This is a genomic window from Stenotrophomonas maltophilia group sp. Smal12 (genome assembly GCF_037079935.1).
Classification (GTDB): domain Bacteria; phylum Pseudomonadota; class Gammaproteobacteria; order Xanthomonadales; family Xanthomonadaceae; genus Stenotrophomonas; species Stenotrophomonas sepilia.
On record NZ_JBAWUK010000037.1, the window covers coordinates 8878 to 31750 of the forward strand.

18 protein-coding genes and 2 tRNA genes are annotated in these 22873 nt (G+C 67.3%); 10 read left to right on the forward strand and 10 right to left on the reverse strand.

All coding sequences use genetic code 11. From position 1 onward, the window contains the following. Positions 1–205: 205 nt before the first annotated feature. A complete protein-coding gene (gene cydC, locus WDC87_RS15590) occupies positions 206–1879 on the reverse strand; it encodes a thiol reductant ABC exporter subunit CydC (protein WP_252745301.1) in 1674 nt (557 codons plus the stop codon). Then, positions 1876–3621 (reverse strand): thiol reductant ABC exporter subunit CydD, encoded by a 1746-nt coding sequence (cydD, locus tag WDC87_RS15595; protein ID WP_252745300.1) that lies wholly within the window; start codon positions 3619–3621, stop codon positions 1876–1878. The genes cydC and cydD overlap by 4 nt, the downstream gene beginning before the upstream one ends. A 227-nt stretch (positions 3622–3848) precedes the next feature. Here cydD and WDC87_RS15600 point away from each other — a divergent pair, with 227 nt between their 5' ends. The 10 genes from WDC87_RS15600 (at position 3849) to pgaD (ending at position 14535) form a co-directional block, all read left to right on the forward strand. After that, entirely contained in the window at positions 3849–5438 is a 1590-nt protein-coding gene (locus tag WDC87_RS15600; RefSeq protein WP_053501033.1) for a cytochrome ubiquinol oxidase subunit I, read from the forward strand. Positions 5439–5453: 15 nt separating this feature from the next. Next, entirely contained in the window at positions 5454–6605 is a 1152-nt protein-coding gene (cydB, locus tag WDC87_RS15605) for a cytochrome d ubiquinol oxidase subunit II (RefSeq protein WP_053501030.1), read from the forward strand. Between the two features lie 53 nt (positions 6606–6658). Continuing rightward, positions 6659–6775, forward strand: coding sequence for a cytochrome bd-I oxidase subunit CydX (cydX, locus tag WDC87_RS15610; RefSeq protein WP_072168384.1), 117 nt, complete (start codon positions 6659–6661; stop codon positions 6773–6775). A gap of 55 nt (positions 6776–6830) precedes the next feature. Next, positions 6831–6907: transfer RNA gene (locus tag WDC87_RS15615), tRNA-Pro, on the forward strand. Positions 6908–7047: 140 nt separating this feature from the next. Next, a tRNA-Pro gene (locus WDC87_RS15620) sits at positions 7048–7124 on the forward strand. Between the two features lie 222 nt (positions 7125–7346). Beyond that, positions 7347–8552, forward strand: a complete 1206-nt coding sequence (locus WDC87_RS15625) for an MFS transporter (protein ID WP_252745298.1) — start codon at positions 7347–7349, stop codon at positions 8550–8552. Between the two features lie 342 nt (positions 8553–8894). Continuing rightward, a complete protein-coding gene (gene pgaA / locus WDC87_RS15630) occupies positions 8895–10922 on the forward strand; it encodes a poly-beta-1,6 N-acetyl-D-glucosamine export porin PgaA (protein WP_252745297.1) in 2028 nt (675 codons plus the stop codon). Position 10923: 1 nt separating this feature from the next. After that, positions 10924–12810 carry a poly-beta-1,6-N-acetyl-D-glucosamine N-deacetylase PgaB gene (gene pgaB / locus WDC87_RS15635; RefSeq protein WP_252745296.1) on the forward strand — a complete coding sequence of 629 codons (1887 nt, stop codon included), beginning with the start codon at positions 10924–10926 and terminating at the stop codon, positions 12808–12810. A gap of 1 nt (position 12811) precedes the next feature. Next, positions 12812–14068 (forward strand): poly-beta-1,6-N-acetyl-D-glucosamine synthase, encoded by a 1257-nt coding sequence (gene pgaC, locus WDC87_RS15640; protein ID WP_061478032.1) that lies wholly within the window; start codon positions 12812–12814, stop codon positions 14066–14068. Further along, complete coding sequence (gene pgaD, locus WDC87_RS15645; protein ID WP_072168388.1) at positions 14065–14535, forward strand: poly-beta-1,6-N-acetyl-D-glucosamine biosynthesis protein PgaD; 471 nt, start codon at positions 14065–14067, stop codon at positions 14533–14535. The genes pgaC and pgaD overlap by 4 nt, the downstream gene beginning before the upstream one ends. A gap of 79 nt (positions 14536–14614) precedes the next feature. On the opposite strand, the gene WDC87_RS15650 is transcribed toward pgaD, so the two are convergent. The 8 genes from WDC87_RS15650 to WDC87_RS15685 all read right to left on the reverse strand — a co-directional run bounded on the left by WDC87_RS15650 (position 14615) and on the right by WDC87_RS15685 (position 22680). Continuing rightward, the gene (locus tag WDC87_RS15650) at positions 14615–15886 is read right to left on the reverse strand and encodes a glutamate-5-semialdehyde dehydrogenase (protein ID WP_072168389.1); all 1272 of its coding nucleotides are present in this window, start codon (positions 15884–15886) and stop codon (positions 14615–14617) included. Beyond that, a complete protein-coding gene (gene proB / locus WDC87_RS15655; protein ID WP_088497652.1) occupies positions 15883–17040 on the reverse strand; it encodes a glutamate 5-kinase in 1158 nt (385 codons plus the stop codon). The genes WDC87_RS15650 and proB overlap by 4 nt, the downstream gene beginning before the upstream one ends. Before the next feature lie 11 nt (positions 17041–17051). Then, on the reverse strand, positions 17052–17315 hold the full coding sequence (locus tag WDC87_RS15660) for a YciI family protein (RefSeq protein WP_072168391.1): 264 nt from the start codon (positions 17313–17315) through the stop codon (positions 17052–17054). Then, complete coding sequence (argH, locus tag WDC87_RS15665; RefSeq protein ID WP_072168392.1) at positions 17315–18610, reverse strand: argininosuccinate lyase; 1296 nt, start codon at positions 18608–18610, stop codon at positions 17315–17317. Before argH ends, WDC87_RS15660 begins: the two co-directional genes overlap by 1 nt. A gap of 20 nt (positions 18611–18630) precedes the next feature. Beyond that, complete coding sequence (argC, locus tag WDC87_RS15670) at positions 18631–19584, reverse strand: N-acetyl-gamma-glutamyl-phosphate reductase (RefSeq protein ID WP_072168393.1); 954 nt, start codon at positions 19582–19584, stop codon at positions 18631–18633. Next, positions 19581–20183, reverse strand: a complete 603-nt coding sequence (locus WDC87_RS15675; RefSeq protein ID WP_252745295.1) for a GNAT family protein — start codon at positions 20181–20183, stop codon at positions 19581–19583. Before WDC87_RS15675 ends, argC begins: the two co-directional genes overlap by 4 nt. A 3-nt stretch (positions 20184–20186) precedes the next feature. Continuing rightward, positions 20187–21515 carry an acetylglutamate kinase gene (locus tag WDC87_RS15680; protein WP_252745294.1) on the reverse strand — a complete coding sequence of 443 codons (1329 nt, stop codon included), beginning with the start codon at positions 21513–21515 and terminating at the stop codon, positions 20187–20189. A gap of 76 nt (positions 21516–21591) precedes the next feature. Continuing rightward, positions 21592–22680, reverse strand: a complete 1089-nt coding sequence (locus WDC87_RS15685) for an acetylornithine deacetylase (protein ID WP_049412643.1) — start codon at positions 22678–22680, stop codon at positions 21592–21594. Positions 22681–22873: the final 193 nt, after the last annotated feature.

Genomic DNA, 22873 nt, shown 5'->3' on the forward strand with positions numbered 1-22873 from the left:
AAAACAGAATGTAGGGCGCCACCTGATATATTTTTTAATCTTGACGTGTTGTTGTGGGGGTGGGGGGGGGGCCGAAGGGGCGGGGCGACGGTGGTGTTCGGGAGATTTTGTGCCAAAAACCCCGCGCCTGGGCGCCCCCCCCCCGCCCCCCCCCCCCCCCCCCCCCGCCACCCCCGCCCCCCCCCCCCCCACTACCGGACCATCGTCACGATTCGCGAATCAACACCCCATCACGCAACCGGTACTGCGCATCGACCACGCCTTCGGGCAGGTCGTCGTGGGTGATCATCAACAGGCTGCGCCCGTCCAGCAACCCGGAGAGATCGTGCAGCAGCGCACGTGCGGTATCCACGTCCAACCCTTCGGTTGGTTCGTCCAGCAGCAGGATCGGCGCGTTGCGCAGCAGCGCCCGCGCCAGCGCCAGCCGTCGCGCTTGGCCGGCCGACATCGTCGCGCCGTTCTCGCCCACCCAGGCCTGCAGGCCACCGTTGCGCTCGGCCCAGTCGCCCAGGCGCACGCGACGGAGGACCGCCCACAAGGCGGCGTCGCTGGCATCGGGATCGCCCAGCCGCAGGTTTTCTGCCACGCTGCCGGCAAACACCGGTGCGTTCTGTGGCAGCCACGCCAGTTGCTGGTGCCACTCAGCCTGGGCGACGTCGCGCAGATCGCGGCCACCATAGGTGATTCGCCCCTGCTGCGGATCCCACAGCCGCAGCAGCAGGCTGGACAGCGTGGTCTTGCCACTGCCGCTGTCGCCGCGGATGGCGATGCGTTCGCTTGGCGCCAGGGTCAGCTGGAGGCCGGACAGCACCGGCCGCGCCGCGCCCGGCCACTGGAAATGCACATCGTCCCAATGCACGCGCGCGGCTTGCGGCACCGGCTGTGGCACTTGCGGATCGTCCACCGTCGGCGGTTGCTCGACGATCGCCTGCAGGCGATCTGCGGCAATGCGCCCGGACTGCAGCGACTGCCAGGCCAGGCCCATGCCGGCCCACAGTTCGATCAACGCCACGGTCAGGAACACGAGGCCCGCCGCCATCTCCGGCGCGATGCGCTGCTGTTCGGCGGCGTGCAGGGCCAACGCCAGCATCGCCACCAGGCCCAGCCCGGCCACCAGGCCGTGCAGGGTCGAGGCTGCGATCAGGCGCCAGCGACGGCGGCGGTCACGCGAGGCCAACTGCTTGGCTGCCACGCGCACCTTCAGCTGCCACGCGGCATCGGCATGCAGCGCGGCCAGATCTCCCGCCCCCTCCAACCCCTCAAAGGCCGCGGTGCGCAATGCGGCGCGATGTGCGGCGCGGTCGGCTTCTTCATCATCGTGGCCACGCACGCCCAGCCACGGCACACCGAAGGCGATCAGCAGCGCCAGCACCGCCAGCAGGACTGCCGCCGACGGCAGGATCAGCGCCGCCGATGCAACCGCCACCACCGACAGCGCACCCAGCGCCACCAGCGGCCCGATCGCACGTACCAGCAGGCCATCCACTTCGCCGATGTCGCCCAGCAGTCGCGCCAGCAACTCGCCGGTACGCGTAGCCCCCAGCCGTGCCGGCGCCAGTGGCAGCGCGCGGCGGAAGAACCAGACGCGCAGATCGCGGGCGATGCGCAGGGTGGCATCGTGGCCCACCAGCTTTTCGAAGTAGCGCGACACGATGCGCGCCATGGTCAAGCCACGGATACCCGCAGACGGCGAGAAGAAATTGAATCCCTGCCCCAGGCCTGCGGCACCGGCCAGCGCGGCCGCGGTGAGGAAACCACCGGACAGGCCCAGCAATGCAGTGCCGGCCAGCATCGTGGTCCACAACAACAGGATCGTCAGCAACAGGCGTGGACGATGACGCAGGAACACCGCGCGCAGCGAATCAGGTGAACGGCTCATGCGCGCACCGCCTGTGCCGGTTCTACCAGGCGGCCTTCCGGCAGCAGCAGGCAACGATCGGCCCAGGCGATCACCGCCGGGCTGTGGGTGGCGACCACCACGCTGCGGCCACGTGCATATGCGGCCAGGCTGCGCAGCAATGCCGCTTCGGTATCGGCATCCAGGAACGCGGTGGGTTCGTCCAGCAGCAGCACCTGCGGATCACGCAGCAGAAGGCGGGCCAGGCCGATGCGACGCGCCTCACCACCGGACAGGCCGAAGCCACGTTCGCCGATCACCGTATCCAGCCCCTGCGGCAGGCGCTGCGCAAACTGCAGTACCTGCGACGCCTCGGCCACCGCGCGCAGGCGCGCATCGCTGGCGCCGGGATCGGCCAGGCGCAGGTTGTCGGCGATGCTGCCGTGGAACAGGTACGGACGCTGGCTGGCATAGGCCACCTGCACACCGGGACGCACCTGCAGCTTGCCGGCACGCGGCGGCAGCCAACCGGCCAGCGCCTCCAGCAACGTACTCTTGCCGGACCCACTGGGACCGACCAGGGCCAGGCGCTGGCCCGGTTCCAGCAGCACGTCCAGATCCTGCAGCACATCGTGCGGCGCGCCCAGCGGACGCAGCACCAGACCCTGTGCCCGCAGCGGCGGCAGCGCGGCCTCGGCCGGCTCCACCGCCAGCGGCGCAGCTTCGTTCTCGATCAGGCCCTGCTCATCGGGCAGCGACTGCAGCAGGCGCTCCACCTCGGCAGCGGCAGCCAGCGCATTGGCACGGTCGTGGTAGTGGGCGGCCAGCCGTCGCAGCGGCGCATAGAATTCCGGCGCCAGCAGCAGGCAGAACAGGCCCGCCCCCAGCGTCGGTACCGTTGCATGCAGCGACATCATGCCCAGATAGCTCAGCCCGAGGTACAGGGCGACCATCGCCACGCTGACCGAGGCGAAGAACTCCAGCACCGTGGACGACAGGAAAGCGATGCGCAGAACCTTCAGGGTGCGCACGCGCACGCCTTCGGCAGCCGCCTCGATCCCCTCCAGCTCAGCCTCGCCGCGGCCATACAGGCGCAGCAGGCCCAGGCCCTTGATGCGGTCGGCGAAATGGCCGCTCATCCGCGCCAGCTCACCCAGCTGCGCGCGGCCGGCCGCTTCGGCCCCCCAGCCCACCAGCATCATGAAGAACGGTACCAACGGTGCAGTGAACAGCAGGATCAGCGCCACCACCCAGTCGACCCAGGCTACGGCGGCCAGGATCAGCAGCGGCACCACCACTACTTCGGTGCGTACCGGCAGGAAACCGCTGTAATAGCTCTCGATCGCATCAGCGTGATGCAGCATCAGTTCGCCCAGTTCGCCGGTGCGGCGCTGGCGCAGCCACAGCGGCCCCAGGCCAAGCAGGCGTCCGAACACGCGTTCACGCAGGGCCAACCGCGCGGCATCGGCCACATCACCGGCGGCGGCCTGGGTGGCGCTGCCCAGCAGCGTGCGCGCCACCAGGATCGCCGCCAGACCGCCCAGCACCGGCAACCCCGAGGCCAGCGGCGCGCGCTCTACCAGCACCTGCTGCACCAGCCAGGCGATGGCGGCCGCCTGGCCGATCAACAGGGCACCGGACAGGCTGATGCACAGTGCCGCCAGCCGCTGGCGGCCTCGAGCAGGCCGCGCCAGATCGGCCAGCCACGCGCTGCGGGCGCGCCGCTGGCGGGTCGTTTCGGCGTCCTGGGACAGGGCGTCGGGGGTTGTTTCGGCAGCGCTCAAGGGTCTTCACGGGCGACGGGGGAGACACGGCATTGTAGGCGCAGGCAATGGCCGGCCTCTGCGGCCAGCGGTCGCAGTCTTCATCGGGTTGGCATACGATCAACCGGGGCACCTGTTCATACATTGATCTGGATCAAGGCTGTTTGAAGTAGTCGGTCACATCATTCACGTCGTAGACCACCCTTCCCGCCACCTGCAACGGCACTATCCCACGAGGTAGCCAGGCCATGATTGATCAGACAGTCGTAGAACTGTCGCGGCTGCAATTCGCGCTGACCGCGATGTACCACTTCCTATTCGTACCGCTCACCCTCGGCCTGTCCTTCATGGTGGCCATCATGGAGAGCGTGTACGTGATGACCGGCAAGGAGATCTGGCGCAGGATGACCCTGTTCTGGGGTGTCCTGTTCGGCATCAACTTCGCCATGGGCGTCGCCACCGGCATCGTCATGGAATTCCAGTTCGGCATGAACTGGTCCTACTACAGCCACTACGTCGGTGACATCTTCGGTGCGCCGCTGGCGATCGAAGGCCTGATGGCGTTCTTCCTGGAAGCCACCTTCGTCGGCCTGTTCTTCTTCGGCTGGAATCGCCTGACCAAGGTCAAGCACCTGATGGTGACCTGGCTGATGGCGTTGGGCACCAACCTGTCGGCGATCTGGATCCTGGTGGCCAATGGCTGGATGCAGAACCCGACCGGTGCGGTGTTCAACCCGGAAACCATGCGCATGGAAGTGGTCGACTTCATGGCGGTGGTGTTCAACCCGGTGGCGCAGGCCAAGTTCGTGCACACCGTCAGCGCCGGCTACGTGACCGGTGCGGTGTTCGTGATGGCGATCAGTGCCCTGTTCCTGCTGCGCAACAAGCACAAGGACCTGGCCCGTCGTTCGTTCGCGGTGGCCGCAGCGTTCGGCCTGCTGTCATCGCTGTCGGTGGTGGTGCTGGGTGACGAGAGCGGTTACGCCGCCAGTGAACACCAGAAGATGAAGCTGGCCGCGATCGAAGCGATGTGGGAGACCGAGCGTGCGCCGGCCGACTTCACCGCCTTCGGCATCCCGAACCAGGACACCCACCAGAACGACTATGCGGTGAAGATCCCCTACCTGATGGGCCTGATCGCCACCCGTTCGTTGAACCAGCCGATTCCAGGCATCCTGGAACTGGTCGAGCGCGCCGAACACCGCGTGCGCGGCGGCCAGCTCGCCTACGGCGCGCTGGAACGCCTGCGTGCGAACAAGAACGACGTGGAAGCACGCGAGATGTTCGACCGCCACTGGCAGGACCTGGGCCACGGCCTGCTGCTCAAGCGCTACCGCGATGACATCCTCAACGCCACCCCGCAGGAGATCTCGCAGGCGGCGATGGATACCGTGCCGCGCGTGATGCCGCTGTTCTGGACCTTCCGCGTGATGGCCGGCCTGGGCTTCTACCTGATCGCCTTCTTCGCGCTGGCCTTCTACTACTCGTGCCGCAACAACTTCCAGGACAAGCGCTGGTTCCTCAAGCTGGCCCTGTGGACGCTGCCGGCACCGTGGATCGCGATCGAGTGCGGCTGGTTCGTGGCCGAGTATGGTCGCCAGCCGTGGGCGGTCGATGGCGTGCTGCCGACCTTCTATGCGGCATCGGGCCTGGCCCTGCATGAAATCGTGCTGACCCTGGCCGGCTTCACCGCGATCTACACCGCGCTGATCGTGGTCGAGATCAAGCTGATGCTCAAGGCGATCCGCAAGGGTCCGGACGAGTTGCTGCCTTCGCTGCAGTCGCCCCAGCCGCATGCTTCCCACAATGCCTCGGCGCCCGCCGCCGGCCAGGCCTGAGGCAGGAGAACCAAGATGGATTTCATTCTTCTGGACTACACCACGCTGCGCGTGATCTGGTGGCTGCTGCTCGGCATCCTGCTGATCGGTTTCGCCGTGATGGATGGTTTCGACCTGGGCGTGGGCACCCTGCTGCCCTTCGTCGCCCGCACTGATGCCGAACGCCGCCGGGTGATCAACACCATCGGCCCGGTCTGGGAAGGCAACCAGGTGTGGCTGATCCTGGGCGGTGGCGCGATCTTTGCCGCCTGGCCGCCGCTGTATGCGGTCAGCTTCTCTGGCTTCTACCTGGCGATGTTCGTGATCCTGTTCGCCCTGATCCTGCGTCCGGTCGGCTTCAAGTTCCGCAGCAAGATGCCCAGCGAACGCTGGCGCAACACCTGGGACTGGGCGCTGTTCATCGGTGGCTTCATTCCCGCACTGATCATGGGCGTGGCCGTGGGCAACGTGTTGTTGGGCGTTCCGTTCCATTTCGATGACAGCATGCGCATCTTCTACACCGGCTCGTTCTTCGGCCTGCTGATGCCCTTCGCGCTGCTGGCCGGCCTGCTCAGCGTGTCGATGCTGGTCGCCCACGGTGCGGCCATGCTGGTGATCAAGACCGACGGCCCGGTGGCCGAGCGTGCTGCCCGCTTCGGCAGCATCGCGGCAATCATCGCCTTCGTGCTGTTCGCAGTGGGTGGCGCCTGGGTGGCCTTCGGCCTGCCGGGTTACCAGATCACCTCGCAGGTGGTTACCGATGGCGCCACCAATCCGCTGCTGAAGACCGCCGAACTCGGCGCCGCCGGTGGCTGGATGCGCAACTACAGCGCGATGCCGGCCACGATCCTGGCCCCGCTGCTCGGCCTGGCGGGCCTGCTGGCCAGTGCGGTGCTGCTGCGTGCCCGTCGTGGTGGCCTGGCCTTCATCGCCTCCGGTGCGGCTATCGCCGGCATCATCCTGACCGTCGGCTTCGCCATCTTCCCGTTCCTGCTGCCGTCCTCGAGCCAGCCCACCTCCAGCCTGACCGTGTGGGATGCCTCGTCCAGCCACCTGACCCTGTGGATCATGCTGCTGGCCACGGCGGTGTTCCTGCCGATCATCCTCGCCTACACCACCTGGGTGTACCGTGTGCTGAAGGGCAAGACCACCACCGAAGAGATGGGCAACAACCCGAACGCCTACTGATTGCCGGTGTGCCGGCCGACGGTCGGCACACCCTTGAACAATGGAGATTGACTATGTGGTACTTCGCCTGGATTCTCGGTGCCGGCCTCGCCTCGACGGTGGCCATCCTCAACGGCATGTGGTTCGAAGCCCGCGAGCAGAACCGCATCGAGAACGGAAATCGTCGCTGAGCTGTAAAAAAGCCTTGCCGCCCTGGCCTTCACACGGTATCTTAGGCGGCTCCTTCGGGGTGTAGCTCAGTCTGGTAGAGCGCTACGTTCGGGACGTAGAGGTCGCAGGTTCGAATCCTGTCTCCCCGACCACTCACGTGGTCGCATTGAAGCCTGGTGAAGTCATCCAGGCTTTTTTGTTCCCTGAGGTGGCACTGCTTCGGCGGTGTGAAGAAAACAGCATTCACCCCTTGCCGCCATCGGGGTGAATCGCTAGAATAGGCGGCTCCCTTCGGGGTGTAGCTCAGTCTGGTAGAGCGCTACGTTCGGGACGTAGAGGTCGCAGGTTCGAATCCTGTCTCCCCGACCACTTCGGTGGTCACCAAGAAGCCTGGAAGACATCACTGTCCTCCGGGTTTTTTTGTACCCCGCGCCAGGCCGCCCGCATGACGGGACCTTGCCGGAGCGCACACGTACAATGGCCGCGCTGCCGGCCCACCTGCAGCCCCCACCCCCACCTGCCGCTTCGGCGTAGACCGATGCCGGCGCTGCATGCCGTTGCTGCGGCGTGCGACACCTGCAAGGACCATCGATGAGTTCCTCCACTTCCGATTCGCCGTCGCTGCTGCACGGTCGCGTCCTCGCGTTTGCCGCGATCCTGCTGGCAGCAGTCAACCTGCGCACTGCGGTCACCTCGATCACCCCGCTGCTGGACGTGCTCGGCCAGCAGTTCGGCTTCGGCACCACCATGACCGGCGTGCTGGGCATGCTGCCGACCGCCTCGTTCGCGCTGTTCGGCGTGGCCACGCCGGCACTGGCGCGGCGCCTGGGCCTGGAACGCACCACACTGCTGGCGATGGCGATGGCGATGGCCGGCCTGCTGCTGCGCTCCAGCGCCGGCAACGTCGGCACGCTGCTGCTGGGCTCGGTAATCGCGCTGGCCGGCATGGGCATCGGCAACGTGGTGGTGCCGCCGCTGGTGAAGCGTTACTTCGCCAACAAGGTCGGCACCATGAGCACGCTCTACATCAGCGTGCTGCAGCTGGGCACGATGCTGCCGGCGCTACTGGCAGTACCGGTGGCCAACGCTGCTGGCTGGCGCGTGTCGCTGGGCATGTGGGCGCTGCTTGCACTGGCCGCCGCGCTGCCGTGGCTGCTGCTGGCCAGGCGCGCACCGAAGCCGCTGGCCGACGCCGCCGATCCCACCGCGCAGCCGCACGGCAAGGTCTGGCGCACGTCGCTGGGCTGGAGCATGACGCTGATGTTCGGCATGACCTCGCTGATGACCTATTCGATGTTCACCTGGCTGCCGCGCATCGTGGTCGAGGCCGGTGGCGCGCCCGCGTTCGGCGGCGTGATGGTGGCCGTGTTCTCGGCACTGGGCCTGCTGCCGTCACTGGTCATTCCGTCGATGGCGGTACGCATGCAGAACCCGTTCCCGCTGGTGCTGATCGGCTTCTTCTCGTTCGTGATCGCCTTCACCGGGCTGCTGCTGGCGCCGATGAAGGCGCCCCTGCTGTGGGCCTGCCTGCTCGGCGTCGGCCCGTCCACCTTCCCGCTGGCGCTGACCCTGATCAACCTGCGCACCCGCACCCCGGCCGGCTCGGCCGCGCTGTCGGGCTTCATGCAGGGCGTGGGCTACAGCTTCAGCTGCCTGGGCCCGTTCCTGGTCGGCTGGCTGCATACCGTCAGCAATGGCTGGACGCTCCCGTTCAGCTTCCTGTTCGGCTGCGCCACCCTGATGCTGTGCGCTTCGTGGGTCGCCTGCAAGCCCCGCAAGCTGGAAGATCTCTGGTAGCCCGGCCGGGGCCGCCAGACGGCCCCGCCTACCGCTCGTCAGACACCGGGCAATCTTGACGCCGGACTGACAATTGCGGGCGGATAGTGCCCACGAATGCCCTTCCTTGCCGCGTGCCGGCATCGGGCATGGGGGCGGCGGCGCCGCCCAGGCCACCACTCGGTGTGCGGGGGACTCTCGTTTCAGACAAGACATTGCAGGTCGCTGTCCGGGTTGTATCCGTCTTCAATGGGCGGGAATGCACGAAGGGAGTGACGCAGGCCACGGCCACGCCAAATACTGGCATGTGATTTGCGTCACATTTTCACAGGTTGTCTGGTTCGGAAGCCAAGGGGGTGCCCAATGGTCGTCCACCGCCGGCTGGCGCTCTGCGTCGGCCTCGCATGCACCGCTCTGGCCTGGGCCAGCGGCGCGGCTCCGACCGACCGCGACGCGGCCCTGGCCGAGATCGGCCGCTACCGCGACCAGGCCCGTTGGCTGGATGCGCTCGGCGCAATCGAGCGCGCCAGCCAGCAGCAGCCCAACGACGATCTGCTGTTCAAGCTGCGCGTGCTGACCCTGGGCGACATCTGCAATGCCTGGCGCGCCTGGGAGCTGTACCAGCAGCGGCCGCAGCTGTTCGACGACGCCCAGAAGCAGCGCCTGGAAGGCGACTACCTGGCCAAACTCGTGGTCTGGAGCCTGGCCTACAGCAGCAGCGAGGACAGCCGCCTGGAAGAAGCCGAGTCGACCCTGGCGCGCATGCAGCGCTACGTTGGCGGCGAAGGCACCCCACCCTCGCAGGCGCCACTGCGCATCCGCATGGACCGGCTGATCCTGCTCAACCGGCTGGGCCGCCATGTACAGGTGCGTGAGGAAGCACGAGCCCTGCAGGCCGAAGGCCACACCCTGCCCGACTACGTGCTGCCTGCCGTGGGCGATTCGTTGATGGGCACCCTGCACCCGGAAGAAGCCATTCCGGTACTGCAGGCGGCCGTCGCTGGCGATCCGGCGCGCGACGCCTCGCATTCGGAACTGGCCTACGCCTACCTGGAAAGCGAGCAGCAGGAAAAGGCGATCGACCTGCTGCAGGCATGGCGCGACAAGGAGCCGGCGTGGCGCTGGAGCAATGGCAAATCACCGTACGTGAACTGGTCACGCTACGAGGCCGATCTCAACCTGGCAATGGTGCGCGCTTACAGCGGCGACCTGGTCACTGCGCAGCACGATCTGGAGTCGATGGTGGACATCGCAGCCGGCAACGGAGGCCTGCAGAGTGCGCTGGGCAGCGTCTACATGATGCGCGGCTGGCCACGCAGGGCACTGCAGCGACAGCAGATGGCACACGCGCTGGACCCGCGTGACATCGAACCGCGGCTGGGCATGGAAGAGGCCTACGTCGCCCTGCAGCGCGACGACCTGGCGCGGCCGCTGCACGATGACCTGGTCGCACGCTATCCCACCCAACCGGCCGTCGAACGCATGGACCAGGCCTGGCGTGCGCATCGCGGCTGGCAGCTGAAGGCATGGACCGACATCGGCCGCAGCTCCGGTGGCGGTGGCACCTCGCCACTGGGCAACAACGATCGCCACTACGGTGTGGAAGTGGAGACACCGATCCTTGATGACCGCTGGCGGTTGTTCGCCCTGGCCGACCGGCGCTCGACCGATTTCCAGGACCAGCGCATCGATCCCCTGTGGCTGGGTGCGGGCGTGCGCTACCGCTTCGGGCAGCTGGATGCGGAAGCGGCCGTCCTGCGCGCCAACGACCACATCGGCGATACCGGCCTGCGGGCCGGCGTCGGCTGGCAGTTCAACGATTACTGGCACGCCGGCCTGGTGGCCGCGCGCAATGATCCAGAAGCCTCGATGCAGGCGCGCGCGGCCGGCATCACCGCCGACAGCGTGAGCGCACAGGTGGACTACCGGCGCAGCGAGCTCACCCACTGGACGTTCGGCGCCAGCCGCTTCCGCTATGGCGATGGCAACCACCGCGAACTGTTCAGCACCCGCCTTGAACAGCGCCTGCTGACCCGCCCGCGCTGGCTGATCGATGGCCTCGCCAGTGCCTACACCAGTCGCGGCAGCCGCGACGATGCGCCCTACTTCAACCCGAAGCGCGACCGCATGGTCGAGATCGGACTGCGCATCGACCAGCAGCTGTGGCGGCACTACGAACGCCACTTCCGCCACCGGCTGACGGTCTCGCTGGGCGACTACTGGCAGGACGGCTTCGGCAGTGCGCTGGTGCCGTCGGTGTCGTACATGCACGAATGGCAGCTGGGCCCGGGCCGCGTGTTCGAGTACGGCGTGCGCTGGTCGCGGCCGGTCTACGACGGCCACCGCGAGCGTCATATCGGCTTCGAAGCCGCACTGCGCTGGGGAGACTGACATGGCCTGCTTCCTGCGACTGATCGTGCTCCTGCTGCTGGCCATCACGCCACCGGCCTTCGCGCAGCAGGCCACGCATCTCGATGCAATCGACAATGGCCTGCTGATCCTCAGCTACCACGACATCCGCGACCAGGTCGCGGCCAAGGGCGATGCCGGTACCTATGCGGTGAGCACGCAGAACTTTGCCGCGCACCTGGACTGGCTGGGCGCGCATGGCTATCACCCGGTCTCGCTGTCGCAGGTGATCGATGCCTCGCAGGGGCGGGCCACGCTGCCGCCCAAGCCTGTGCTGCTGACCTTCGATGACGGCCTGCGCAGCGTCTACGACAAGGCCTTCCCATTGCTGCAGGCCTACCGCTACCCGGCGCTGGTGGCGGTGATCACCGACTACGTGGACATGGCTCCGGGCCGCACCATCGACTACGGCTACCGGCCGTTCGGCCGCGATGACTTCGTCACCTGGGCGCAGCTGAAGCAGATGCACGACAGCGGCCTGATCGAAGTGGCCAGCCACACCGACGACCTGCACCACGGCGTGCTCGCCAATCCACAGGGCAATTCAACGCCCGCCGTGGTCACCCGCATCTACAGCCCGGCCACGCACAGGTACGAGACTGAAACGCAGTATGAGCAGCGCCTGCGCGCCGATCTCTCGCGCAGCGTGCAGCGCATCAAGCAGCACCTGGGCGTGCGCCCGCGCGCCATCGTCTGGCCATACGCCGCCTACAACCAGTTGAGCAACGACATCGCCGAACAGCTGGGCATGCCGGTGTCCTTCGATCTGGAGGGCCGCAGCACGCCGGTGGCCAGCGACCTGCATGGTCTGGCGCGCTTCCTGGTCAGCGACAACCCGACCGTGGAAGGGCTGGCCTACGAGCTGCGCCGCGATGTCGCGCTCGATGGCATCCGTGCCCTGCAGATCGACCTGGATGATGTCTACGACGCAGACCCGACGCAGCAGGCACGCAACCTCGATGCGCTGGTCGAACGGGTCAAGCGCATCGCGCCGACGCACGTCTACCTGCAGGCATTCGCCGATCCGGACGGCAACAACACTGCCGATGCGCTGTACTTCCCCAACCGTCACATGCCGATGCGGGCGGACCTGTTCAGCCGCGTTGCCTGGCAACTGAAATCCCGCGCCGGCGTGAAGGTCTACGCATGGCTGCCGGTGCTTGGCTTCGAGCTGCCCGACCTGGCGCAGCGCAAGGCGCTGGCGATCCGCAACGGCGATCCCGATGGCATGTACCGGTTGGACTTCACCAACCCGAAGGCCCGCCAGATCATGCTCGACATCTACGAGGACCTGGCGGTCAATTCCTACTTTGAAGGCCTGCTGTTCCATGACGACGGCTACCTGCGCGACACCGAGCTGCCGACACTGGCAGCCGGCGGCGATGGCAGCGCGCGCACGCAGGCGCTGATCAGCTTCACCCTGGCGCTGCGCGACAGCGCGCAACGCTGGCGCCCGAAACTGGCCACCGTGCGCAACCTGTACGCTGAGCCGGTGCTCCGCCCGCAGAGCGAGGCCTGGTTCGCGCAGCGCCTGGACCTGTTCAACAAGGCCTATGACCAGACCGCGCTGATGGCGATGCCGTGGATGGAAGGCAGCCAGCACCCCGAGCGCTGGCTGGACCAGCTGCTGGCCGCAGTACGCGCACACGACCCGCAGCTGCAGCACACCCTGTTCGAGCTGCAGACCGTCGATTGGCGCAACGGGCAACCGATTCCCGCCGAGCGCCTGCGCGCACAGATCCGCCAGTTGCAGGCGCAGGGCGTGCACCACTTCGCCTGGTACCCGGACGATTTCATCGCCGACCAGCCCTCCACCCGCGATGCCCGCGCGGCGATGTCCGCCGGCACCTTCCCGTACCCGGAGAAGTGACATGGACATGCATCCGCTGCTGCAGGTCCTGTTCCAGTTCGCCTTCTACTACCCGATGGTGATGGCGTTCTTCTGGATGTCCGGCGGCCTCTACTACTACTACCGGCGCGAACGCCACTCGCGGCCGCGCAACGACCCTCCATTGATGGTCGATCCGCCCTTCGCGAGCCTGCTGGTGCCTTGCCACAACGAGGCTGAGAACCTGGATGACACGCTCACTGCGGCGCTGGCCCAGCGTTACCCCGCCGACTACGAAGTGATCGCCATCGATGATGGCAGCAGCGATGACACCGGCGCGCGGCTGGATGTGCTGGCGGCAAGGCACCCGCGGCTGCGCGTATTGCACCTGGACCGTAACCTGGGCAAGGCCAATGCGCTGCGCATGGGTGCACTGGCCGCTCGCTCGGAGTACCTGGTGTGCATCGACGGCGATGCAATGCTGGAGGAACATGCGCTGCACTGGATGGTCTGGCACCTGGTCAGCGGCAACCGGGTCGGTGCGGTCACCGGCAACCCGCGCATCCGCAACCGCTCCACCCTGCTCGGGCGCCTGCAGGTGGCCGAGTTTTCCTCGATCATCGGCATGATCAAGCGCGCGCAGCGCGTATACGGGCGCATCTTCACCATCTCCGGGGTGATCGCCGGCTTCCGCCGTACCGCCCTGCACCAGGTGGGCTGGTGGTCGGATGACATGGTGACCGAGGACATCGACATCAGCTGGCGCCTGCAGCGCGCGCACTGGGACATCCGCTACGAACCCAATGCGCTGTGCTTCATCCTGATGCCGGAGACCCTCAAGGGCCTGTGGCGGCAGCGCCTGCGCTGGGCCCAGGGCGGCGTGGAGGTGATGCTGCGTCACGCGCGCTCGCTGCTGCACTGGAAAGAGCGACGCATGTGGGGCGTGCTGCTGGAATACGTGCTGAGCGTGATCTGGGCCTACACCATGTTGTTCATCGTGCTGCTGTGGGCACTGGGCAAGTTCATCGAGCTGCCGCCGCAGCTGCATATCGCCAGCCTGCTGCCGCAGTGGCATGGCGTGATCCTGGCGCTGGTCTGCCTGCTGCAGTTCGCCAGCAGCCTGATCATCGACCGGCGTTACGAAACACAGATTGGACGCAACTATTTCTGGGTCATCTGGTACCCGATGGCGTACTGGCTGATCAGCCTTTCCACCACCCTGGTGGCGCTGCCGAAGACACTGCTGCGCCGTCGCAGCAAGCGCGCCACCTGGACCAGCCCTGACCGGGGGATCCGATGAACGCGCAACGCCCCTCCAACCGCTTCGACTCACGGATGATCCGCAAGCCACACCGCCAGCCGCGCTTCCAGCGCACCGCCTGGGGATTCGTCACCCTGGCGTTCTGGGGCTTCTACTTCTACCTGTGGGCGCCCCTGGTGACACTGTTCTCGTGGTTGGTTGGCGGCCAGCTGGCCTGGCAGCAGTTGTACGAACGGCAAAGCCAGTTCGATCCCTACGTGCTGGTGGCATTGCCGCTGATGCTGTTGTGCGCCAGCGTGCTGCTGATCGGTTGGGCCGAGTACAACCGTGCCCGCTTCCGTGGCCGCGAGCGCCGCCTGCCGCGGCCACTGGCCAGCCTCAACGAAGTAGCCGCCGATCTGGGTGCCAGCACCGGCCTGGCCGAACGCCTGATGAGCTGCAAGGCCGCCACGCTGCACATGGATGATCACGCACGCCCGGTCGGCATCCGCCGCGAGGTGGTGTAGCCCGACAGCCCGGTGGATGCCGGCCTTGGTCGGCACCGGGGTCTGCCGCGAAGAACATCCACGCATGGCGTGGATCCACTTATGTGCGCGTCTGCCCTTCGCCACGCACCACGAAACGTTCGACAGTGAGCGCTTCCAGACCCATCGGGCCATAGGCATGCAGGCGCGTGGTGGAAATGCCGATTTCGCTGCCCAGGCCCAGCTGGCCACCATCGGAGAAGCGCGATGAGGCATTGACCATCACCACCGCCGAGCGCAGCGCAGTAACGAAACGCTCGGCATGGCCGGCGTCTGCGGTCGCGATCACTTCGGTGTGATCGGAGGTATAGCGGCGGATGTGCGCGATGGCCGCATCGAGGTCGTCCACCACGCGCACGGCCAGCACAAGGTCGAGGAACTCGGCGGCGTAGTCCTCCTCGGTCGCCGCCGTGCTGCCCGGCAGCAGCGGCTGCGACTGCGCATCGGCGCGCAGCTGCACGCCACGCTGGCCGAGCGCCTGCGCCACGCGCGGCAGGAAGGAATCGGCTACGTCACGGTGTACCAGCAGTGTCTCCAGCGAATTGCAGGCGGCTGGCCGGCTGCACTTGCCATCCACCAGCAGGTCGATGGCCTTGCCCAGGTCGGCGCTGGCATCCACGAACAGATGACAGACACCCTTATAGTGCTTGATCACCGGCACCCGCGCATGCTCGGCAACGAAACGGATCAGGCCTTCGCCACCGCGCGGAATCGCCAGGTCGATCAGCTCATGCAGCTGCAGCAGTTCCAGCATCGCCTCGCGGCGCAGGTCAGTCAGCACGGTCACGGCGGCCGGCGGTACCCCGTTGGCCTTCAACGCACCGGCGAGTGCCTGCGCGATCGCGGTGTTGGAGTGAATTGCCTCGGAACCACCGCGCAGGATCACGCCGTTACCCGCCTTCAGGCACAGCGCCGCGGCTTCGGCGGTCACGTTCGGGCGCGCCTCGTAGATCATCGCGATCACGCCCAGCGGCACGCGCACCTTCTGCACGCGGATGCCGTTCGGGCGCACGTCATCGCGGGTGACCTCGCCGACAGGATCTGGCAATCCAGCCACTTCGCGCACGGCTTCGGCCATCGCGAACAGGCGCGGCGGGTCCAGTGCCAGACGATCGAGCATGGCGCTGCCCACGCCCTTCTCGCGCGCGGCGGCGAGGTCACGTGCATTGCCGGCCAGGATCAACCCTGCATTCACTTCCAGCGCCTGCGCCATCGCCAGCAGCAGCGTGCGTCGTGCCGCACTGTCCAGGCCGGCAACGATCTGCGCCGCATCACGGCAGGCACGCGCCTGCGCTTCGATCTCGCTCATCGGTGTGTCCTTCAATCCGGTCATGGCAGCACCAGGTCGTCGCGATGGACGACGCTGCCGCCGTAGTTGTAGCCGAGCACGGCCTGGATGTCGCGCGAATGGTGGCCGGCAATCCGGCGTACGTCGTCGGCAGCATACTGGCTGACGCCACGGGCCACGCAGACACGGCCCTGCGGCGCGTTCCAGCACACCTGTACCATATCGCCGCGGCGGAACACGCCCTCTGCACCGGTGATGCCACCGGGCAGCAGCGAGGCGCCCTTCTCGCGCATCGCCTGTGCCGCACCGGCATCGATGACGATCACGCCCTCGGCCAGCGGTGCATGCCGCAGCCAGTGCTTGCGGGCGGCCTCGCGGCTGCGTGCGGCATGGATGCGGGTGCCGAACAGGCGGTCCTGCGCCAGCGCGCGCACCACGTCACCGCTGCGGCCATTGAACAGATAGGTTTCGATGCCCAGGCGCCCGGCCTTCGCCGCCGCCTCCAGCTTGGTGCGCATGCCGCCGGTACCGGCGCGCGAGCCGGCGCCGCCCGCCATCGCCAGCACCTCGTCACCCAGCTCCGGCACGTCGTGCAACGGCCGCGCATCGGCCACGGTGCGCGGGTCGGCGCTGTACAGGCCATCGATGTCGGTGGCGATGAACAGCGCATCGGCGTCGACCAGCGCCGCCACGGTGGCAGCCAGGTTGTCGTTGTCGCCGAGCTTGAGCTCATCCACCGACACGGTGTCGTTCTCGTTGACCACCGGCAATGCGCCCAGGCGCAACAGTTCACTCAACGTGGCGCGTGCATTGAGGTAGCGGCGGCGGTTGCGCAGGTCGTCGTGGGTCAGCAGCACCTGCGCCACCGGGCGCTCGAAGAAGCGCTGCCAGAGCCCGATCAGCTGTGCCTGGCCGAGGGCGGCCAGGGCCTGCCTCGCCGCCATCGCCGCGCCAGGCTCATCGGCCCGAGGCAGGATTGCGCGCCCGGCAGCGACCGCGCCGGAAGACACGATCACCACCTCGCGCCCGGCCAGGACATTGGCTGAGACGAACTGCGCCAGGCCCAGCGCGTGGCGTGGCGACAGGCCGCCGCCATCGGCTGCCAGCAGACTGCTGCCAACCTTGAGCACCGCACGCCGCCACGGCGGCAGCGCTTGTTCGGGGAACGGCGAGGCGACATGGGCAGCGTGCTGGATCATCGGTCAGGCTCTCAGCGGGTGTTCCATTCGTGCACGGTCAGGTCGGAGGCCTGCATCGTCACCAGCGGATCGGTGGCGACGATGGCCTGCGCCTGCGCCAGGCTGTCCACGTTGCACAGCACGTAGGCGCCACCGCTGCCATCGGCGAAGCCACCGGTCAGCTGCAGCTTGCCCTGCGCCTGCAACGCATCGAGGAAATCGCGATGCGGCTGCACCGCTGCATCGTTGAAGTCCGACCGGCGCATGGCCAACACCAGGTAGACCGTGCCCGCCATCAGGACAGCGCCTGCCAGCGCGCGCGCAGTTCGTCCAGGCGCAGGTCAGCGGCCGAGCCCGGCGATACACGCGCGGCCAGGCTGCCTTCCGGCGTGCGTCCCTGCCCTGCGCTGTCGGCACCGGCCGCAGCCGCCTTGTAGGCCTCGCGGAACGGCACACCGGCCACGGCCGCTTCCACCGCCACGTCGGTGGCATACATGCCCGAATCGATCGCCGCACGCAGCCTGTCGTCGCGCCATTCCAGGTTGGCCAGCAGCGCCGGCAGCAGCTCCAGCGCGGCCAGGCCACGGCCGAAGCCGTGGAAGATGGCACCCTTGGACGACTGCAGGTCGCGATGGTAGCCGGACGGCAGCGACAGCAGCTGCTCGATCTCGGTGCGTGCAGCGGCGACGCTGGCGTGGGTGGCGCGCATCAGCTCGATCACATCCGGATTGCGCTTGTTGGGCATGATCGAACTGCCGGTGGTGTACTGCGCCGGCAGCGCGACGAAGCCGAACTCGGCGCTGGTGAACAGTGACAGGTCCCACGCAATGCGGCGCAGGTCCAGCGTGGCGCCACCGAGCGCTTCCAGTGCAGCCAGCTCGAACTTGCCACGCGACAGCTGCGCGTAGATCGGCGAGACCTGCATGCGCGCGAAGCCCAGCGCGGCGGTGGTGTGCTCGCGGTCCAGCGGCAGGTTCACACCGTAGCCGGCAGCCGTGCCGAGCGGATTGGCGTCGACCAGCGCATGGGTGTCGCGGGCACGAATGGCATTGTCGATGAAGGCCTCGGCCCAGCCCGCCCACCACATGCCCGCCGAGGACACCACGGCACGCTGGATGTGGGTATAACCGGGAATCGGCAGGTCCTTCTCGGCCTGCGCGCGGTCCAGCGCGACCTTTGCCACTTCGGTGCTGAGCTGGGCAACGCGCTGCAGCTTCTCCTTCAGCCACAGGCGCGTGGCGACCAGGATCTGGTCGTTGCGGCTGCGGCCGGTGTGGATCTTGCGACCCGCATCACCAAGGCGTTCGGTCAGGCGCGCTTCGATCGCCGAGTGGCCATCCTCGTACTGCGTATCCAGCACGAAGCGGCCTTCGCGGAAGTCCTGCGCCAGGATCTCCAGTTCGCGCAGAAGTCCGGCAAGCTCATCGGCACTGAGGATGCCGATGTGCTGCAGGCCCTGCGCATGCGCGGCGCTGGCAGCGATGTCATGCAGGAAGAACTCGCGGTCGAGGATCACGTCGTCGCCGGCGAGGAAGGACTGGATCTGGGCGTCGACAGCGACGCCGGGCTTCTGCCAAAGAAGGTCTGCCATGGGGGCTCCGGAAGGCGTGTTCAGTGCGGGATCGACGTCAGTTCGTCGATGCCCAGCGCGAGGTTGAGGTTCTGCATGGCCTGGGTGGCCGCGCCCTTCAGCAGGTTGTCCAGCGTCGCCACCACGACCACGCGCTTGCCGCCCGGCGCGAGCGTGAAGCCACCGACCTGGGCACCGTGGCGGCCGGCGATGCGGCTGACCCACGGCGCTTCGTCCACCACCTCGATCAAGGGTTCAACGGCATAGGCCTGCTGGAAGCGCTCGACGATCTGCTCGCGGGTCTGTACGCGGTTCAGCCACAGGTTGGCGGTCAGCGTGATGCCACGGAAGTGCGGCGCGACGTGCGGCATGAACTCGACCGCCACGCCCAGCTGTACGGACACCTCGCGCTCGTGCACGTGGTTGGTCAGCGCGTAAGGCATCAGGTTGTCGGCCAGCAGTTCGACGTTGTTCTTGTCCGACGGCGTAGTACCGGCACCGGAGTAGCCGGAGACACCGAAGCACTGCGGCGGACCCGCCAGCAGGTCCAGCAGCGGATGCACCGCCAGCTGCATCGCGGTGGCATAGCAGCCCGGGTTGCTGATGTGCTTCTGGCCGTTGTACCGGCCGCGGGTCAGCTCCGGCAGGCCGTAGTACCAGCTGTTGTCGAAACGGTAGTCGGCCGAGAGGTCGACGATGACGGTGTCCGGCTTCGCGGTTTCAAGCGCGGCCACGAACGGCGCGGCCAGGCCGTTGGGCAGGGCCAGGATCACCGCGTCCACGCCCTTGGCCGCCACCGCATCGGCGTCCAGGTTTTCGTACTGCAGCTCGCCCTGGAATTCCGGGTGGTGGTCGGACAGGCGCTGCCCGGCGCGCTCGCGCGAGGAGACGAAAGCCAGCTTCAGCCGCGGGTGGGCGGCCACCAGCTTGATCAGCTCGGCGCCGGTATGGCCGCGGGCACCGACGATGCCCAGGGTAAAAGTCGAATCGTTCATGCGTGACTGTCCAGGCGGTACTGCAGGTGGCGCTTCACGCCCTGCCATTCCGCATCGATGATGGAGAAGATGACGGTGTCGCGCGGCGTGCCGTCGGCGTGCCGCTTGTGGTTGCGCAGCACGCCATCCTGCTTGGCGCCGAGGCGGGCGATGGCGGTGCGCGAGGTGACGTTGAACCAGCTGGTTTCCAGCACCACACTGATGCAGCCCATGGCCTCGAAGGCGTGCTGCAGCAGCAACAGCTTGGCCTCGGTGTTGGCGCCGGTGCGCTGCACGCGCGGCGTGTACCAGGTGTAGCCGAGGCTGAGCTTGGGCACGCTGGCATCCATGTCGTAGAAGCGCGTGCTGCCGATGATGTCACCGGCGGCGTCGCGGATCACGAACGGCAGCACCTTGCCTTCGGCGTGCGCCTGCAGCGCGGCCTGCACATAGTGCTCGACCTGCTGCGGTGACGGCACCTGGGTGTACCAGAGCTGGTCCAGGCCGCTGCCTTCGAGGGCAGCGCGCAGGCCCGGGACATGCTCAAGCTGAAGCGGCTGCAGCGCCACCTGCTGGCCGCGCAGGGTAGGCACCGTGTTCCACACGTCAGGAGGACTCATCGCTCACCCCAGCAGGCTCGGCGCGCGTTGGGCGCAGTGGTCGACATAGGTCTTGATGCGGTCGATGCCATCGGCACCGAACCAGAACACTTTCCAATGGTCCTGCTTGTAGCAGCCATCGGACTCGGCGTAGTAGAAGTGGTTGATCGGGTTGCCGTGGCGCGAGCGCCAGAACAGCTGCGGGGTCTCCTCCAGCATCACGTTCCAGACCGCGCGGCCCAGGCCTTCGCCCTGCGCATCGTCGAGCACGGCGAACTTGTCCAGGTACACGCCTTCGGCCTCGTCGGTGAGGATCACCGCGGTGCGGTAGTTCTCGCTGACATAGGCACGCAGCAGCCTGGTCTTTTCGAAGTAGTCCGGCACCAGGGTGCGGCCGAAGCTGGATTCGATCAGGCCCTTCAGCCGTGGCAGGTCGAGCTCGCTCCAGGCGGTGGCGCGCAGCACTTTCTCACCCTTGCGCACCAGCGTGCCCGAGCCCTTGTGGGTGAACAGTTCCTTGGCCAGGTCGGCCGGGCGAGTGATCGACACCGACGACTCCAGCGGCAGGCGGTCGAGCAGGTCCTTGATCTGTTCGATCTTCACCTTCATGCCGCCGTGGATCCACGGCTGCGCGATGAGGTGGTCGTACTCGGTGGACAGGTTGATCGAATCGATCACGTTGCCCGCCTCGTCCAGCAGGCCACCGGTGCCGGTCAGGAAGATGATCTTGTACGGCTGCAGTTCCTGCACCAGCTCGTTGGCGGCGAAGTCGGCGTTGACGTTGAGGATCTGGCCACCGGCGGTTTCACCCAGGCTGGTGATGACCGGGATCGAACCGGCACGCAGGCTGGCCTCGATCGGTGCCAGGTTGACCTTCTTCACCTCGCCGACGAGGCCGTAGGTGTCCACGTCCAGGTACTCGGCCTCGAACACGCCACCGGTAATCGAGGTGGCACGTGCGCCGTTCTGCTGCAGCGCCTCGACCAGGCGCAGGTTGGACTGCTGGAACACCCGGCGCACGATCGCCAGTGCTTCCGGCGAAGTCACGCGCAGGCCGTTCACGGTCTGCTTCTCGATGCCGGCCGCCGACAGCTCGGCATCCAGCTGCGGGCCGGCGCCGTGCAGCACGATCGGGGTCAGCCCGACTTCCTGCAGGAACGACAGCGAAGAGGTCAGCGCGTCGAGATCGTCGCGCAGCACCGCGCCGCCGACCTTGACCACGGCGAAGCGCTTGGCGTCCAGCTGCGAGAAACGCTTGAGGTACTGGGTGATCTCCTTCGCGCTGGCCATGCTGGAAAGCAGGCGCACGATGGTCTGGCGGGTCTGGCGGTGGGGCTGGAGGGCAGGAGACATTTCGGTTTCGTCACAGGCGGCGGTCGCCGCGTTGCAGTTCCGCCATGCCCGGGGCATGGCGGCGTTGTAGGGTCGATCAGGCGCCGGCGGCGATGATCCGGTGCACGGCGTGGGTATAGCGCTGCAATTGGTCCAGCGTCACGAACTCATCGGCGGTGTGTGCCTGGGCGATGTCACCCGGGCCGAATACCAGTGTGGTGTAGCCAGCGGCCGAGAACAGCGACGCCTCGGTCCAGAAATCCACGGCATTGCCGATCGGCAGCTCCAGCGCATCGGCCACGTCGCGCGCCAGCAGGCGGCGGTTCTCGGCCTCGGCGATGTCACCGGCGGGCAGGCTGGGACCACGGAACGTCTCGGTGAACACGGCGGCTTCCGGCTCGGCGAAACCGGCGAAGGTCGCCAGCAGGCCATCGATGTCCATCGACGGCAGCGGGCGGAACCCGAAGCGCACCTCAGCAGCCGGTGCGATCATGTTGGCCTTGATACCGCCTTCGACGCGACCGATGTTGAAGCGCAGGCCGGTCAGTCCACCGAAGCGCGCCGAGGCCAGCGATTCCACATGATCCAGCGCGCGATTGCCCCAGCGCATGGCCTGGTGCAATGCGCTGGCAGCCGCATCCTGCTTGCCCGACGCATGGCCGGCACGGCCGGCGAACTGCATCAGCACCGAGCTGATGCCACGATGCGCCAGCACCGCTTCGCTCATGGTCGGTTCGGCCACGAGTACGGCTTCATACGGCAGGCCACGGGCCAGGAACGCGGCGATGCAGCGCGGGTCGTTGGCTTCTTCGTCGCTGGAGAACAGGAAGGCGGCATCGCCATCACTGGCGTTGGCCGCCGCCACCAGCGCAGCGGCGGCGCCCTTGATGTCACACACGCCCAGGCCGACCACACGGTCGTCCAGGCGGCGCATCACATGCGGATCGGCACTCCAGTGCGGCGAGTCCGGTACGGTATCCAGATGCACGTTGAACAGGTACTTCGGCGTCCCACGCACGGCGTACAGGCTGACCGCACCCGCGCCATGGTCGATCACCTCGACGTTGAAGCCGGGCAGGTTCGCGCGCAGGTAATCGAAGATGCCACCGGTGGTGATCGCACGCGGCGGGTTGCGGGTGTCGAAGGACACCAGGGCCTGCAGGTGATCGAGCGTCTGTTCAAGCATGTGTCTGAATATCCGTAGGGTTCGAAATCGGTAGTGGGGGGGGGGGGGGGGGGGCGGGCGCGGTGCCCCCCGGCCCCCCCCCCCCGCCGGGCCGCGGCCCCCTGTACAATATTAGGGGGGGGGGGGGCGCGCCGGGGGGCGGCGCCCCCCCCGCCCCCCACCCCCAAATAATTCAAATAAGATTTAAATTTAT